Source organism: Bradyrhizobium sp., assembly GCF_030697065.1.
Lineage (GTDB): Bacteria > Pseudomonadota > Alphaproteobacteria > Rhizobiales > Xanthobacteraceae > Bradyrhizobium.
The window spans coordinates 1-15,598 of the sequence record NZ_JAUYQU010000138.1; the positions used below are offsets into that span (position 1 = coordinate 1).

General features: G+C 64.5%; 12 protein-coding genes and 2 pseudogenes. 4 read left to right on the forward strand and 10 right to left on the reverse strand.

The window, feature by feature from the left end; genetic code table 11:
- From Q8R73_RS11035 to Q8R73_RS11055, 5 genes are all read right to left on the reverse strand, one after another.
- Positions 1–439, reverse strand: a 439-nt coding sequence (locus Q8R73_RS11035; protein ID WP_305719577.1) for an extracellular solute-binding protein, incomplete at its 3' end; no start/stop codon positions are given.
- Positions 440–812: 373 nt separating this feature from the next.
- Complete coding sequence (locus Q8R73_RS11040) at positions 813–2,111, reverse strand: ATP-binding protein (protein WP_305719578.1); 1,299 nt, start codon at positions 2,109–2,111, stop codon at positions 813–815.
- A 34-nt stretch (positions 2,112–2,145) separates the two neighbouring features.
- Positions 2,146–3,198 (reverse strand): lysylphosphatidylglycerol synthase domain-containing protein, encoded by a 1,053-nt coding sequence (locus Q8R73_RS11045; RefSeq protein ID WP_305719579.1) that lies wholly within the window; start codon positions 3,196–3,198, stop codon positions 2,146–2,148.
- A 327-nt stretch (positions 3,199–3,525) separates the two neighbouring features.
- Complete coding sequence (locus Q8R73_RS11050) at positions 3,526–3,816, reverse strand: hypothetical protein (RefSeq protein WP_305719580.1); 291 nt, start codon at positions 3,814–3,816, stop codon at positions 3,526–3,528.
- Positions 3,813–5,216, reverse strand: a complete 1,404-nt coding sequence (locus Q8R73_RS11055) for an OmpA family protein (RefSeq protein WP_305719581.1) — start codon at positions 5,214–5,216, stop codon at positions 3,813–3,815. The genes Q8R73_RS11050 and Q8R73_RS11055 overlap by 4 nt, the downstream gene beginning before the upstream one ends.
- A gap of 254 nt (positions 5,217–5,470) precedes the next feature.
- On the opposite strand from Q8R73_RS11055, the gene Q8R73_RS11060 reads away from it, so the two are divergent.
- Entirely contained in the window at positions 5,471–6,529 is a 1,059-nt protein-coding gene (locus tag Q8R73_RS11060) for a polysaccharide deacetylase family protein (RefSeq protein WP_305719582.1), read from the forward strand.
- A gap of 129 nt (positions 6,530–6,658) precedes the next feature.
- On the forward strand, positions 6,659–7,465 hold the full coding sequence (locus Q8R73_RS11065; protein ID WP_305719583.1) for an SDR family oxidoreductase: 807 nt from the start codon (positions 6,659–6,661) through the stop codon (positions 7,463–7,465).
- A gap of 135 nt (positions 7,466–7,600) precedes the next feature.
- Here Q8R73_RS11065 and boxB read toward each other — a convergent pair whose 3' ends face one another.
- From boxB to Q8R73_RS11090, 5 genes are all read right to left on the reverse strand, one after another.
- Positions 7,601–9,052, reverse strand: coding sequence for a benzoyl-CoA 2,3-epoxidase subunit BoxB (boxB, locus tag Q8R73_RS11070; protein WP_305719584.1), 1,452 nt, complete (start codon positions 9,050–9,052; stop codon positions 7,601–7,603).
- Positions 9,053–9,171: 119 nt separating this feature from the next.
- Positions 9,172–10,872, reverse strand: a complete 1,701-nt coding sequence (gene boxC / locus Q8R73_RS11075) for a 2,3-epoxybenzoyl-CoA dihydrolase (protein ID WP_305719585.1) — start codon at positions 10,870–10,872, stop codon at positions 9,172–9,174.
- Positions 10,873–10,981: 109 nt separating this feature from the next.
- Positions 10,982–11,506, reverse strand: a complete 525-nt coding sequence (locus tag Q8R73_RS11080; RefSeq protein ID WP_305719586.1) for a DUF309 domain-containing protein — start codon at positions 11,504–11,506, stop codon at positions 10,982–10,984.
- Positions 11,507–11,530: 24 nt separating this feature from the next.
- Positions 11,531–12,349 (reverse strand): alpha/beta fold hydrolase, encoded by an 819-nt coding sequence (locus Q8R73_RS11085; RefSeq protein ID WP_305719587.1) that lies wholly within the window; start codon positions 12,347–12,349, stop codon positions 11,531–11,533.
- 145 nt (positions 12,350–12,494) lie between these two features.
- On the reverse strand, positions 12,495–14,036 hold the full coding sequence (locus tag Q8R73_RS11090; RefSeq protein WP_305719588.1) for a benzoate-CoA ligase family protein: 1,542 nt from the start codon (positions 14,034–14,036) through the stop codon (positions 12,495–12,497).
- Here Q8R73_RS11090 and Q8R73_RS11095 point away from each other — a divergent pair.
- Together Q8R73_RS11095 and Q8R73_RS11100 are read left to right on the forward strand one after the other, a co-directional pair.
- A pseudogene (locus Q8R73_RS11095) lies at positions 14,035–15,078 on the forward strand (helix-turn-helix transcriptional regulator); the annotation flags it as partial. The gene Q8R73_RS11090 and the pseudogene Q8R73_RS11095 sit on opposite strands and share 2 nt — an antisense overlap.
- A gap of 220 nt (positions 15,079–15,298) precedes the next feature.
- A pseudogene (locus tag Q8R73_RS11100) lies at positions 15,299–15,598 on the forward strand (hypothetical protein); the annotation flags it as partial.

Below are 15,598 nucleotides of genomic sequence, written 5' to 3' on the forward strand. Positions count from 1 at the left end.
TGGGCAGCTTCAGCTTCGGATTGAGCTTGGCAATCGCCGGATCGTTCCAGGTCTTGACCTTGCCGAGATAGATGTCGCCGAGCAGTTCACCGGTGAACACCATTTCGCCCGGCTTGATGCCTTCGAGGTTCATGACCGGCACCAGAGCGCCCATCGCCTGCGGCCACTGAATCATGCCTTCCTTTTCGAGCTGCTCGGGCTTGAGCGGCATGTCGCTGGCGCCGAAGGTCACGGTCTTCGCCATGATCTGCTTGATGCCGGCGCCGGAACCGATCGACTGATAGTTCAGGCCGACACCGGTCTCCTTCTTGTAGGCGTCGGCCCACTTGGAATAGAGCGGGAATGGGAAAGTCGCGCCCGCGCCGGTGATGTCGGCAGCGAATGCCGACGTCGAAGCGGCCACCAGGCCGGCAGCGACGATAGCTTTCATGAAATTCATGGTTGTCTCCATTGTGTGAGCGAAGCGCCTAACGCGCCCGACCGCGCTCACGCCGCCCGTTTAAGGGCGGTACACGCAGCTTTTACGAAGGTTTCGTGACACTTGGATGACAGCATCAAGCTATTGAAAATACTTACATATATCTATTTCAAACACCTTCGCCTGGGGAAAAATGACAGCAAAGATGGCACCTCGCCTGGACACAAAACCGGTCGCGACGGCGGTTAACGACAGGTAAATCAAGGGGTAAGCTGCTGTCTTGCGAGGCGTGGAAGGGCTGCGTCCCCACTGACGGGAATCTCGGCGGCGCGGAGCTGTGCCTCGCCGGTTTCAAACTCATCATGCAGGGATCGCGCTGACCCGAAGCATCGTTTCAGGTCGCTTCCGGCGTCTTCGCCTGGGGAAATGCGGCGGTGAAAGTGGCGCCCTGCTTCGGCACGCTTTCAATCAGAAGCCGGCCGCGATGGCGGTTCAGAATATGTTTCACCAGCGACAGGCCGAGGCCGGTGCCGCCCTGGGCGCGGCTGTCGCCGACATCGACCCGGTAGAACCGCTCGGTCAGCCGCGGCAGATGCTCGGGCGCGATGCCGGGACCGAAATCGCGTACCATGACCCGCACTTCCGGGGCGACCTCACCTGGCAGCGACTGGCTGAGCGAAACCACAACCCTGCCGCCCGACGCGCCGTATTTCAGGGCGTTCTCGATCAGGTTCTCGAACAGCCGCAGCAGTTCCTCGCGATCGCCCGCGATCGAAACCGGCGTCTCCGGCAGTTCGATCTCGATCACGACCTGGCGTTCGCTCGCCAGCGGCTCCAGCCCGTCCGCCACCTGGCGGATGATGGGGACCAGGTCCACCAGCGCATCGGGGCGGACATGGGCGGAAAGCTCGACCCGCGACAGCGACAACAGATCGTCGATCAGCCGCGCCATCCGCTTCGCCTGGTTGTGCATGATGCCGAGAAAGCGCTCGCGCGCTTTGGCGTCGTCCCTGGCCGGCCCCTGCAGCGTATCGATGAAGCCCGACAGCGCGGCCAGCGGGGTACGCAGCTCATGGCTGGCATTGGCGACGAAGTCGGCGCGCATTTCCTCGACCCGGCGCAGCGGCGTCTGATCGTGGAACGTCATCAGCATGCATTTGTCGGCGCCGCCGAACAGGGTCGGCACCGGCACCGGCGTGATGATCAGTTCCATCCAGCGGTCGACCGGCACATGATCCAGATAGGTGGCGCGCCTGGTCTCCGAGGTCGCGATGGCTTCGCGCAGTGCGGTGATGATCTCGGGCGAGCGCAGCGCGAATTGCGCCAGTTCGTTCCTGCGCAGGGCCGGCGCGAGCTGCGCCGCCGCCGCGTTGAGGTGGAGGACGCGGCCGGCGCGGTCGAGCAGCACGGCGGGATCCGGCATGCCGGCGACCACGGCGGCGACCGCCGCGGCCTCTACCGGATTGACCGCGCGGACGTCTTCGCGCGACGCCGAGACATCGTGCAGTCGCCACGGCACCAGCGCGGCCGCGCCGATGCAGATGAAGGCCGCGGCGGCGCGGACCATCGCAAGATCGCCGAACACCACGAGCACCGCCAAAGCGAGCGCCGCGGCCAGCAGGATGATGGCCGAATGCCGCAGCCGGTCCGGCCACGGCGCGTAGAAGGAAGGAGAGGATTGCTCTATCGCCATCGGGCCGACTTCCTTCCGGTTCGGGTCCGTATCGTCAGGCGCCGGTGTCTCCACGCTCGCGCACATATACGGCTTCGTGTTTCGGCACCGGGTCGGAACCCGTCTTCAGGTTCAGCCGCTTCAGCCGGGTGCCCAGGATAACTTCCCGGAGCGTCAGCAGGATTACGGACAGGACGAACGGCGTAATGTAATAGAGCAGCCGAAACAGCAGCATGCCGGCGAGCAGTTCCTCGCGGTCCATCTGCCACAGCCCGACCAGCATGGCGGCATCGAACACCCCGAGCCCGCCGGGCGAGTGGCTGGCGAAGCCCAGCAGCGTCGCGGAGACGAAGACCACCGCAACCACGATGAAGCCGACATCGGGCTGGTCCGGCGCCAGCACGTACATCGCCAGCGCGCAAAAGGTGAGATCGACGATGCCGATGCCGATCTGCAGCAGCGTCAGCGGACCGCCCGGCAGCGTCACGGTCCAGGGCCCGCGTCCGACCCCTCGCGGCTGGATCCAGACCCAGGCCACATAGACCGCCAGCCCGATGAGAATGGCGAACGCGGCCAGCCGGTTCAGCCACACCGGCAGCTGATCGATCGCGGCTGCCGCTTCCGGATGATAGGCGATGCCGAGCCCCAGCACCGCGGCATTGCCGAGCCAGAATGTCAGGCCGGCCAGGAAACAGACCTTGGCGACGTCGATCGCATTCAATCCCCACGCCGAATAGATCCGGTAGCGCACGGCGCCGCCGGTAAAGACGCTGGCGCCGACATTGTGCCCGATCGAATAGGAGGTGAACGCCGCGAGCGCGGTGATTCGGTAAGGGACGTCAGTTCGTCCGATGGTGCGAACCGCGAACAGATCGTAGAATGTCAGGGTGAAATAGCCCGCCGCCACGAACAGCGCCGCCAGCGCCACCTGCCGCGGCTCGATCCGCCGAATGGCCTCGACCACCTCGCCGGCATCGATGGTGCGCAGCATATGGTAGAGCACGTAGCACGCGATCGCGATGATCGTGATGCTGACCACAACACCCAGCTTGTGCAGGATTTGCTTCTGGCGCAGAAACGAAATCGCCCTGCGTATTGTTTCAAGCATCTCCACCTCTAAGTGCGATCCCATACAAGCGGCTGCCCGGCGATCTTTGCCGCCCCGGCGCCACGCTGGTTCCTCGACCCGAACTGGTAGCGCGTTTTGAGCCGGAGTGGAATTCGCCCGGACCGAATAAAACGCGCGCCTTCAACATATTAAGAAGCATTCGTGACACCCGATGCACAGATTTGCTGCATTCGCCGCGGCTGAAAGGCCCGGTGCCCGCAAGCCTGCGCAGGCAGCTGTGAAGGTTTCGTGATCTCCGGGCAAGCGCCGCGCAGACGCCGCTGCAAGGCCGGTTCCAGTGGCGCGCAAGCGGCCTTCCGGTCCGCATCATGCCCGATGCCGCGAAACCACCCGGTCGCGCAGCCAGGATCCGCCCGCGCAGCCGGCCAGATACATGGCGAACATGATCAGGCCGAGGTCGAGCCAATAGCCGAAGCGGCCGGGAATCACATGGGTGAGCGCCGCCGCGACCAGCGCCGCAGCCAGCCCCGCCAGCCAGCGGACGGTGGTCTTCGAAACGCCCTGGCCGTGCTGGACCACCGCGATCCAGCCCATGGCGAGACCGAGCAACAGCGACGCCAGCAGCCAGCCCCAGTGGAACGTCGCCAGATAGGTCATTCGCCTTTCCTCACCACGAAATCGATGCGGCGGTTCTGCGCCTTGCCTTCGTCGGTATCATTGCCGGCCAGCGGCTGGGTGCTGCCATAGCCGACAGGCGTAAACCTGCCGGCTTGCAGGCCGGCCTTGACCAGGTAATCGACGACGGCCTGCGCACGCCTTTCCGACAGACCCTGGTTGAAGGCAACCTCGCCGTCGGCGTCGGTATGCCCTGCGATCTCGATGTTGACGGCCGGACAGCGCATCGCGGTTTCGACCAGGCGGTCGAGCAGCGCCACCGAATCCGGATCGATGTCGGCGCGGCCGGATTCGAAACTGATTTTCGCCTTCGCCAGCAAATCCGCGAACAGCTGCTGGCAGACGCTGGCATCGACCGGCGCCGCCGCGGGCCTGACCGAAATTTCCGGCTTGAACTGCCAGCCCTGCGGAAAATCCTTGCCGAGGCCGGCGCGGATCTGAACCGCAGCCGCTTCATAGAGCGCGTCGCCAGACAGCTTGACCTCCCGGTCGGACACCACCAGCGTGCCGGTCGACAGCCGCGCCAGCGCGCCCAGCGCCGGCACCACCGCATTGGCGAAGCCCGTGGGCGCGCCGACGCTGGCCTTCAGGTTGTCGACCACCTTTTCTCGCAGGAATTTGCGGCCGGCCGCGGCCGCGACCGCCGCATGGACGTTATTGTCGGGCACATAGCCGGTCAGCGTCAGCGTCACCGCGACCGGATCCTTGTAGGCCTGGAACACATAGGGCGGCGCCTTGACCTCGTTGGCGGCGACCGAAAAACCCTCGGGAAGATTTCGGAGCGCAGCCGCGATCGCTTCCCGGCCGCCGAGATCCCGCGCCATGCCGGAAAGACCGACCCTGGTATCGGAGATCGTGACCTTGCCGTCCTTCAATTTCCCGATCTGATCGAGCAGCAGCAGCGCGGCATTGTCGAAACGCGGCGGCGCGCCGCGCGACAAATTCATCCGGTCCACCACCTCGACGCCGCCGAGACCGGCGCGGGCCGCCTCCAGCAACCGGTTCTTGATGGCCGGCAGCGGCGAACTGCCGCCCAGGGTGACCCGAGCGACATCCCGCTCGGCCGACCAGACGAACGGCCTGGCTTCGGGAACCAGCCGGGTCTGATCGTCGACCCGCCGCACGCCCGGGACGGCCTCGACCGACGCCACCGCGCTGCGACGCCCTTCTTCCGAGAAGGCGTCCGCCGCGAAGGTGACGTCGCGGCCGGCGACCGCCATCCGCACCTTGTCGAGCACGGTATCCCGGAGTGCGGCATTGGCGCGCGCGGCCAGATCGGCTTCCAGGGGTGCCGTGCTGGTCCAGGCCGCTATTGCCCAAAAGACGGCCAGTGGAATTGTGCCCGGCCACCACTTGCTGCTCCACCTGAAAAATCCGCGCATTGGCATCCTGCGGGGCCTGGCGCCCCGTTTCCGAAGTTCGTGAGCTATCGCAGCACCCCTGACACGAACTTCGGCAACAAGGGGACGCCAGCACTGGAGAACAGAGAGAAAACAAACCCTTGCGGGACTGTCAAACTGGAAATAACACGAAAATTGTCCGCTAACGCGACGCCATTCCGACCAACTGTTTCTAACTGTTTCTTCAGCGCTCACCGGATAGGGTCGGAATCAGGTCGCAACCAGCCAGCTCCAGAATGAAGCAATTCCGCAACAACGTCATCCGCGCCGGTCTCGAAGCGCTGTATTTTACCGGTGCACATCACCTGATGCGGCCGCTGTTCGCGGGCGTCGGCGCGATTTTCATGCTGCACCATGTCCGGCCGCGTGGCGACGCCGATTTCCAGCCCAACTACCACCTCGAGGTCACGCCTGAGTTCCTGCGCAGGATGCTGTGGCATCTCCGGTCGCACGGCATCGACATCGTGACCATGGACGAGGTGCATCAGCGGCTGACCGATCGCAACTTTTCGCGGCGCTTCGCCTGCTTCACGCTCGACGACGGCTATCGCGACAACCGGGATTTCGCGCTGCCCGTGATGCGGGAGTTTGACGCACCCCTGAACGTCTACGTCGCCAGCGATTTTGCCGAGGGCACCGGGCGGCTGTGGTGGGCGGCGCTGGAGCGGGTGATCGCCGGGGCGTCCTCGATCGAGGCCGCGATCGGCGACGTTGCGACCCGTATCGATACCTCTACGATAGCCGCCAAGCAGGAGGCGTTCGAACGGATGCATGACTGGCTGCGCTCGTTACCGGGCGAGCCCGACGTTGCGCGCGAAATCAGCGCGTTGTGCCTGCGCCATGGCGTCGACGAGGCCGCCATTTGCCGCGAGCTCTGCATGTCCTGGGACGAACTGAGAGCATTCGCCGCCGATCCCCTGGTCACGATCGGCGCGCATACCATCACGCATTGCAATCTCGCCAGGCAGACCGAGGAAACGGCAGCCCACGAGATCGCCGCCAGCCGCGCCCGGATCGAAAGCGCCCTGCAGCGTCCCGTCCTCCACTTCGCCTATCCCTATGGCGACAGGATCGCCGCCGGCCCCCGCGAATTCGCGCTGGCGCGCGCGAGCGGCTTCAAGACCGCGGTGACGACGCGGCCGGGCATGATCTTTCCCGAGAGCGCCGATCATTTGACCGCGCTGCAGCGGGTCTCGCTCAACGGCAACTTCCAGGACGCGCGGTTCCTACCCGTGCTGACCTCGGGCGCCGCGACCGCCTTTGGCAACGGGTTTCGCCGGATCGACGCGGCGTAAGCCTGAGTAGTCGCAGTCGCCGAGCCTGTTCAGACCTTGTCATCACAGGATGGGGCGATCAGATACCGGTTTCTTGACTCATCCTCCGCTCGCGCCCAAAACCCTCGGCAAATCCGAGGGGAGAAACGCATGTTCAAGGATCTGTTTTCGCTGCAGGGGCGCGTCGCGCTGGTGACCGGGGGATCGCGCGGCATCGGCCGGATGATCGCGGCCGGATTTCTCGCGCAAGGCGCCGCGAAGGTCTACATCACCGCGCGCAAGGCCGGGCCCTGCGAGGCGACCGCGAAGGAGCTTTCGGCCGCTTATGACGGCGAATGCATCGCGCTGCCGATCGACATTTCCACCATGGCCGGCATCGAAATGCTGGCGGCCGAGATCAGGAAGCGCGAGCCGAAGCTCGACATCCTCGTCAACAATGCGGGCGCTGCATGGGGCGCGGAGTTCGACGAATTTCCGGAGAGCGGCTGGGACAAGGTGATGAACCTCAACCTCAAGACGCCGTTTTTCCTGACCAAGGCCCTGGCCGCGCCGCTGCGCGCCGCCGCCACCGCCGAGCGGCCCGGCAAGGTCATCAACATCGCCTCGATCGACGGCATCTTCGTCAACCCGATGGAGACCTATTCCTATGCCGCCAGCAAATCGGGACTGATTCACCTGACCCGCCGGATGGCCGCGAAACTGATCGGCGACCACATCGTGGTGACGGCGATCGCGCCGGGACCGTTCAGGTCCGACATGAACAAGGCCGCGCGCGACAACGCCGACGAGGTGGCGACAAGGGTGCCGTCGGGCCGGATCGGCACCGACGAGGACATGGCGGGCACCGCGATCTTTCTCGCCTCGCGTGCCGGAGATTATGTGGTGGGTGCGACCATCGCGGTCGACGGCGGCATTGTCTACGCCAATCCAGGCATCAAGGGCGACGGGTGGGATTGACCCGTACAAATCCAACGCCGTCATTCCGGGATGCGCCTCCTGGCGCAGGCCCGGAATCCATACTCCCGGTCGTGGTTATGGATTCCGGGCTCGCGCTTCGCGCGCCCCGGAATGACGACCGGTTTTGTCGCTCCCTCACGTCTCGATCTTCACGTACTCGAAATCGCCGGGCTTGTTGTCGATGCCGACCTTGGGCGGCGAGATCCAGGGGGCGTAGCTGCCGATGTCGGTGACCGGCACCATCAGCGAGGCGATGAAATCGCCGTCGTCCACTGACGGCAGCCAGTCGTTCCTGCGTTTGTTCCAGGTGGCGTCGTCGATCAGCAGCCCGTCGGGCGTGGCGTTGATGTCCCTGAACTCGCCGATCTGGCGGTGGAACGCGACGTTCGGCAGCGTCAGCTTGAAGTCATAGCCGGCCGTGGAGATCACCTTGTTCCAGCGCAGCATGCCCTTGGCGCAGTCCTGGGTGTAGTCGTCGCGCAGCCGCATGTTGAGCGCGGTGAGCGCCGGCTCGTCGACACGCTTGATCACGCCGTCGACCAGCTTGAGCACCGGATAGGTGTCGTTCTTGAGCTGGTGGTCGTCGTCGATCTGGGTCTCGCGGTAGCGGCCCTTGATCCCGGCATTGAAGGCGTTGGCCGCGTTGGTGGAGACCTCCGAGCCGAACAGGTCGAGCGAAAGCGTGTAATGCAGATTGAGCTTCTTCTGCATGGTCGGCAGATCGATCACGCCGAGCGCGCGGACTTTGGCGACGTCGGTGGGATCGCTGATGCCGGCCGCCTTCATGGCTTCGCAGGTGCGCTGCAGGATACGGCTGATGCCGGTCTCGCCGACGAACATGTGATGCGCCTCTTCGGTCAGCATGAAGCGGCAGGTGCGCGACAGCGGATCGAAGCCGGACTGCGCGAGCGAGTGCAGCTGCATCTTGCCGTCGCGGTCGGTGAAATAGGTGAACATGAAGAACGACAGCCAGTCCGGCGTCGCCTCGTTGAAGGCGCCCAGCATGCGCGGCGAATCGGCATCGCCGGAACGGCGGCGCAACAGATCGTCGGCCTCCTCGCGGCCGTCGCGGCCGAAATATTTCTGCAGCAGATAGACCATCGCCCAGAGATGGCGGCCTTCCTCGACATTGACCTGGAACAGGTTGCGCAGGTCGTAGAGCGAGGGCGCGGTCTTGCCGAGATGGCGCTGCTGCTCGACCGAGGCCGGCTCGGTGTCGCCCTGGATCACGATCAGGCGGCGCAGCATGGCGCGATGTTCGCCCGGCACTTCCTGCCACGCCGGCTTGCCGTAATTCTCGCCGAACGGGATGACGCGGTTCTCTTCCTGCGGCGCCAGCAGGATGCCCCAGCGATAGTCCGGCATCTTGACGTAGTCGAACTTGGCCCAGCCGCGCGGATCGACCGAATAGGCGGTGCGCAGATAGACCAGCGACTGCTGAAAGCCCTCGGGGCCCATGTCGCCCCACCAGTTCATGTAGCCGGGATGCCAGCCTTCCAGCGCCTTCAGCACCTGCCGATCCTCGCTCAGATTCACGTTGTTGGGAATCTTGGTGGAGTAGTCGACGTTCATGATGTTGACGTTCATGGCGTGCTCCTTGGGGCCGGGTTCTGTAACGCAACTCGTTCCACCGTCATCCTGAGGTGCGAGCGCCCTTCGAGGCTCGCTTGCGCTCGCACCTCAGGATGACGGCGGTAATTGTTCTCCTACACCCGCGTCATGTCGAAATGCGCCTTCTGGCCGGTGCCGTAACGGCGCAGCGCGCCGTCCTCGCCGACCGCATTGGGGCGCTGGAAGATCCAGTTCTGCCACGCGGTCAGGCGCGAGAAGATCTTCGACTCCATGGTCTCCGGACCGACGAAGCGCAAATTGGCTTCCATGCCGGTCAGGCTGTCCGGCGAGAACGAGGTGCGTTCCTCGAAGAACACCCTGACCTCGTCGTCCCAGTCGATATCGTCGAGCGCGAAGGTGACGAGGCCGAGCGCCTCGGCCTGCTCGGCATCGAGCCCCTCGCCGATGGTGGCCTGCGCGCGGGCAACGTCTTCGGGGTCGGCCTGGAAGCGCGACTGCAGCCGCGTCAGGCCGTGGCTCATCGGATAGGGCCCGAAATTCATCGCCGAAAGCTCGATGGTCGGGGGGCTGCGGTTATCGCCCTGCCGCGAGCCGATCAGCATGTAGGACCGATCGGCCGCGAACACCAGTTCGGCCAGCGTGCCGACGAAGCAGGAGCCGGGCTCGACCAGCGTCACCAGCGTGCGCGAGGTAACGTCGATGCGCTTCAGCACCCGTTTCCAGTATTGCCTGATCTCGTTGATCAGCCAGTGCGCCTTGTTGGCTTCCAGGAAGGCGTCGCAGGCCAGCACATGGGCGCGGTCGCCATGCGACTTGAACACCAGCATCGCGGTCTCGAGTTCGTTGATCCGCAGATGCAGGATCGCATCGTCGAGCTCGCGCGCCACCTGCAGCGGCCAGAACGCGGCGCCCTGCCCGATCATGCCGTCGATATCGGCGGGTGGCGCGGTCTCCGGCGCCTGGATCGAGATGGTGGCGATGCGCTGTGCGCGGTCGATATCGACGCTGACGAAACCATAGCGGATGCCGTCGTCGTCGAAGCTGCGCGACAGCGGCTCCAGCGCGATGGCCTTGCCGTTGCCGTTGCGTCTGGACGCCGCGGCGAATTCCTTCGCGCGCTCCGCCACCCTGGCGTCGAGCTTGCTGTTCGGCACGATCTCGTCGACCAGCCGCCACTGCACCGCGCGCTTGCCCTTGATGCCCTCCTCGATGGTGCAGAAATAATCGGCGTGGTCGCGGCGCACCTTGCGCTTGTCGACGACGCGCGTCAGCCCGCCGGTGCCGGGCAGCACCGCCAGCAGCGGCACTTCCGGCAGCGCCACCGCCGCCGCGCCGTCGTCGGCGAGGATGATGTGATCGGTGGCCAGCGCCAGTTCATAGCCGCCGCCGGCCGCGGTGCCGTTGATGACGGTGACGAAACGCTGGCCGGAATTCTCGGAGGAATCCTCCAGGCCGTTGCGGGTCTCGTTGGTGAATTTGCAGAAATTGACCTTGTGGGCGTGGGTGGCGCCGGCCAGCATGCGGATATTGGCGCCGGCGCAGAACACCCGGTTCTTGGCCGAGCGCAGCAGCACGACCTTGACGCCGGGATGCTCGAAGCGCAGCCGCTGCACCGCGTCGGCGAGTTCGATATCGACGCCGAGATCGTAGGAATTCAGTTTTAGCTGGTAGCCTTCGAACAGGCCGCCGTTCTCATCGACGTCCATGGTCAGGGTCGCGACATCGCCTTCGACATCCAGCTTCCAGTGCCGGTAGCGCGACGGGTCGGTCTGGAAATCGATGTACTTCGCACCGCCTGCGAGGACACGATCTTCGCCAGGCTTTTCGCCAGCCATGGGGCCACCCCTGGATTGGTTTCTTGGGATTTGGTTCGCTACTCAACATGAACAATAATGCATGTTTTTGAAGCGGTCTACCCTAAAACGCAGAAAGCTGCATTTTGTTTCATGTGCGCGAAACCGCGCCGATCTTCACCCAATCGGCCTTGGAGAGTTGCGGCAACGCCAGTTTTGCCTGCAGCAGCGCCGCCAGCGCAGCCGTCGGGAAGCCATCTGCAAAGCCGTCGCCACCGGCCACCGCCTTGCGCTGGCTGAGGTTCCTGAGTTCGCCGAGCGCTTCGCCGAGCAACCGGCCCGCGGCGTGCGGCTTCAGCATCCTCAGTTTCAGATTGGCCCCGGCGATCTGGGTGCAGGCGCGCAGCAGCACCCGCTCGCGGCCGCCTTGCGGCGCCGCGGCCCATACCGCTTCCAGAACCTGCTGCGACTCCCAGAAAAAGCCGTGGTCGTTGAGCGCCAACCCGTAGCGCAGCGCCGGGTGGCGTGCCGGGACGAAGTCGCGGAAGCGGGAGGGCACCAGCGCCATGACCTGCGCCAGCGTGTCGTAGTCGGCGTCGGCATCCGCGGTCGCGCCGGGCACATAGGCCCAACGCGGCAGCGGCAGGCTGGCGCCTGATGAAGATGGGATGCTCATCGCGGCATCGCCTGACCAATGTTTTTAAGCGGCCCGCCCCTGCGAGCCTTCATGCGAATATAAAAGGCGTCTTGCAAAATCCGAGAGCGTGTCCAGCGTCTTCTCCGGCGCCTCGCGATGCGGCGAATGTCCAGCCCCCGGAATATCCGTCACATCGACCGGACAATAGCACTCTTCCTGCGCAATCTCGATCTGCCGGATTGTCCCATACTGATCGTCGGCACCCTGCAGGATCGCAACCGGCACGCGTATATAGGCGAGATACTCCGAAATATCCCAGGAACGAAATTTCTGGTCGAGCCAGGCGTCGTTCCACCCGTAGAAGGCGTTGTCGACGTCCTTGTGCCAGCGCGAGAGTTTCGCCTTGAGCCCACCGGTCTCGTAGGCGCGCTTGATTTCGGCGATCGAGCTTACTGAAACATCTTCGACGATGAAATGCGGCGCGATCATCGCGACGCCCTGCACGCGATGGTCCTGATGTGAACCGGCATAAATCGCCGCGATCGACGCGCCATCGGAGTGGCCGACGAGAATCCCCCTGCGAAAGCCGATGGCGTCGAGCAACCCGGGCAGCACCTCGCACGCCTCGACATGCATGTAATCGAGCGGGCGCGGCAGCGCCGATGGCGTCGAGGCGCCATAGCCGGCACGCGAGTAGACGAACACGCCGGCCGAGGTGGCGGCCTGCAGCCTGTCCGGAAATTCGCCCCACAGCCCGACACAGCCGAGCCCTTCATGCAGCATGACGATTGTCGGCGCCTGGTCCGGCGCGGGCCCGATCATGCGGTATTCGAGATCGGTCGCGCCGATCTTGAGGAAGCCGGAGGGGGAAAGATTGATCATGGTGTTTCCTCGCTCGTCATTCCGGACAGTTTGCGATAGCAAACTGATCCGGAATCCCGAGATTATATGTCAGCCGCTCTGGATTCCCCGATGCGCAATTCAGCATCTGCGGTTCGCGCTGCGAGCGCCCTGGAATGACGGGGGACTATTTGTCACCTTCCCGCAACTTGAACCTTTGTATCTTACCGGTCGCAGTTTTCGGCAACGAATCCACCACATCGATCCAGCGCGGATATTTCCACGGGCCGATCTTCTGCTTGACGTGCTCCTTCAGCGCCTCATGCAGGCCATCGGTGCCGGCGCCGGCGCGCAGCACCACGAATGCCTTCGGTTTCAGGAGACCCTCCGGATCGGCTTCCGGCACCACGGCGGCTTCCAGCACCGCGGGATGGGTGATCAGCGCGCTCTCGACCTCGAACGGCGACACCCAGATGCCGGACACCTTGAACATGTCGTCGCTGCGGCCGCAGAAAGTGTAGCGGCCGTCGGCGTCGCGAATGTATTTGTCGCCGGTGCGGGTCCAGTGGCCGGCAAAGGTCTGGCGGGTCTTGCTGCGCTGGTTCCAGTAGCCCTCGCCGGCTGAGGGCGCATCGACCAGCAACTCGCCGACTTCGCCATCGGGCACGTCGTCGCCGGCGTCATTCACCAGCCGCACGCGATAGCCCGGCACCGGACGGCCTGCCGTGCCGTATTTGATGTCGCCAGGCGCATTCGACAGGAAAATATGCAGCAATTCGGTCGAACCGACGCCGTCGAGAATATCGACGTCAAAGCGCGACTTCCAGGCATTGCCGACCGATTCCGGCAGCGCCTCGCCCGCCGAAGTGCAGATCCGCAGGCGGGAGCCGCCGCCTGCCGTCTTCAGCGCCTCGTCATTCAGCATCGCCGAAAACAGCGTCGGTACGCCGAAAAAGATCGAGGGGTTGTATTGGTTCATCAGCGCGAACATCAGGGACGGCGTCGGCCGCTCGGAATTGAGCACGGTGGTGGCGCCGACCGACATCGGAAAGGTCAAGGCATTGCCGAGGCCATAGGCGAAGAACAGCTTTGCCGCCGACAGGCACACATCGTCCTCGCGGATGCCGAGCACCTGCCGGGCGTAGGTCTCCGCGGTCGCCGCCAGATTGGAATGCAGATGACGCACGCCCTTGGGCATGCCGGTCGAACCCGACGAATACAGCCAGAACGCCGGCTCGTCGGAATGGGTGGCTGCGGTCGCGAATGAACCGCTTTCGCCGGCGAGTTCATCGGACAGTTTCTTGTGGCCGTGCGCGTGCTGGCCCGAAACCACGACATGTTCGAGATCCGGCATCCGCCCGACCATGTCCTTCACGACTGGCAACAGCGCCTCGGAGATGAACAGCACCCGGGCGCGGCAATCCGCCAGCACATAGGCATATTGATCGGAGGTTAAAAGCGTGTTGAGCGGCACCGGCACGACGCCGGCGCGGATCGCGCCCAAAAACACCGCCGGAAAATCCACGGTGTCGAGCATGATCATCGCCACGCGTTCCTCGCGGCGGACGCCGAGCCGGCGCAGCAGATTGGCGACGCGGCAACTCTGCTGCTGCAGGTCGCGGTAGGTCAATTCGGAGACAGTGTCGGTGAAGGCGAGTTTGGTCCCGCGGCCTTCGTCGATGTTGCGGTCGAGCAGCCAGGTCACTGCGTTGTAGGAACTGCCGCTCATGCCGCGCTCCCCAAGCAAAAGCGTGTCACGACGTGCCTCCCTGGAATTAAGAATTATAATTCATAGAAATGCACTACATGCGCTTGCTGTCAATCCTCGTCGGCATTATGTTTCCGAAGCGACCGCCCGCCTGCCGAAACATACGACAAGGGATATGACCGAAAATCTCGATCCCGAAACCGGCTTCCTCGAGCAGCTCGGCCAGCGCGTCCGCACCATGCGCGCTCTGCGCGGCATGTCGCGCAAGGTGCTCGCAAAAGTCTCCGGCATTTCCGAACGCTATATCGCCCAGCTCGAAAGCGGCAAGGGCAATGTCTCGATCGTGCTGCTGCGCCGGGTGTCGCATGCGATGGGCGCGCATCTCGAAGACCTCATTCCCGCGACCGAGCCGGCACCCGAATGGCCCGTGATCCGGGACCTCCTGCGCAAGGCGAGCCCGGGCCAGATCGCGCAGGCCAGGGAGGCGCTGTCCGGCCAGGGCCACGGCGCATCGGCGCATCGGATGTCGTTTTCGGGCATTGCCCTGATCGGCTTGCGCGGCGCCGGCAAATCCACCCTCGGCAAGATGCTGGCGAAGAAGATCGGCTGGAGCTTCGTCGAACTCAACAAGGAGATCGAACGGCAGAACGGATTGTCGGTCGCCGAGATCATCGCTCTCTACGGCCAGGAAGGTTTTCGCCGCATGGAGCAGGCAGCCCTCGGGCAATTGCTGGCGCGGAAAGAGCTGATGGTGCTGGCGACCGGCGGCGGCATCGTCTCCGAGCCCTTGACCTTCGACCTGATCCTGCAATCGTTCTACACCATCTGGCTGAAGGCCCGGCCGGAAGAACACATGGCGCGGGTGCGCGGCCAGGGCGATTTGCGCCCGATGGCCGACGATCGCTCCGCGATGGCGGAATTGCGCACGATCTTGCTGAGCCGCGAGCCGCTCTATGCGCGGGCGTCCGCGGTGGTCGATACCTCAGGTCTTTCGGTCGACGCCGCCGCGGCGCGGCTGGTCGATGCGGTGGCGCCGGTGCTGCAGAGCGAAGCGAAAATGTTCGCGCGGGGAGAAGTTCGCGCTCGTGTCCCGGACGCGGCGCTGCGCCTCTTCGGCGGTGCGACGCAGAGCCGGCACCCATGGAGACCACTCGATGGACCCCGGATCAGCAGCGCACCACGCCGCATGTGCGGCGCGCTGCGCAGCATCCGGGGAGCGCCGTTGCCGGTCTCCTAACCAACGTTACTCGCCCTCTCCCGCCATTCGCGATATCCATTGCCCCATGAAACTGCTGTTCCTCCACGGCGCGCCCGCCGCCGGCAAACTGACCGTCGCCAAAGCGCTGCTGCAACTGGTACCGGGGCGGCTGTTCGACAATCATGCGGCGATTGACCTCGCGCGTACCCTGTTCGAGTTCGGTGCGCCCGGATTCTGGGAGCTGGTCCATGCCACCAGATGTCAGGCGCTCAACATCGCGGCGGAGCACGGCGTGGCGCTTGTGGTCACGACCTTCTGTTATGCCGATCCGCTCGACCTGCCGCAGTTCGAAAAATTCGAGGAGATCATGCAGCGGCACGGCGGC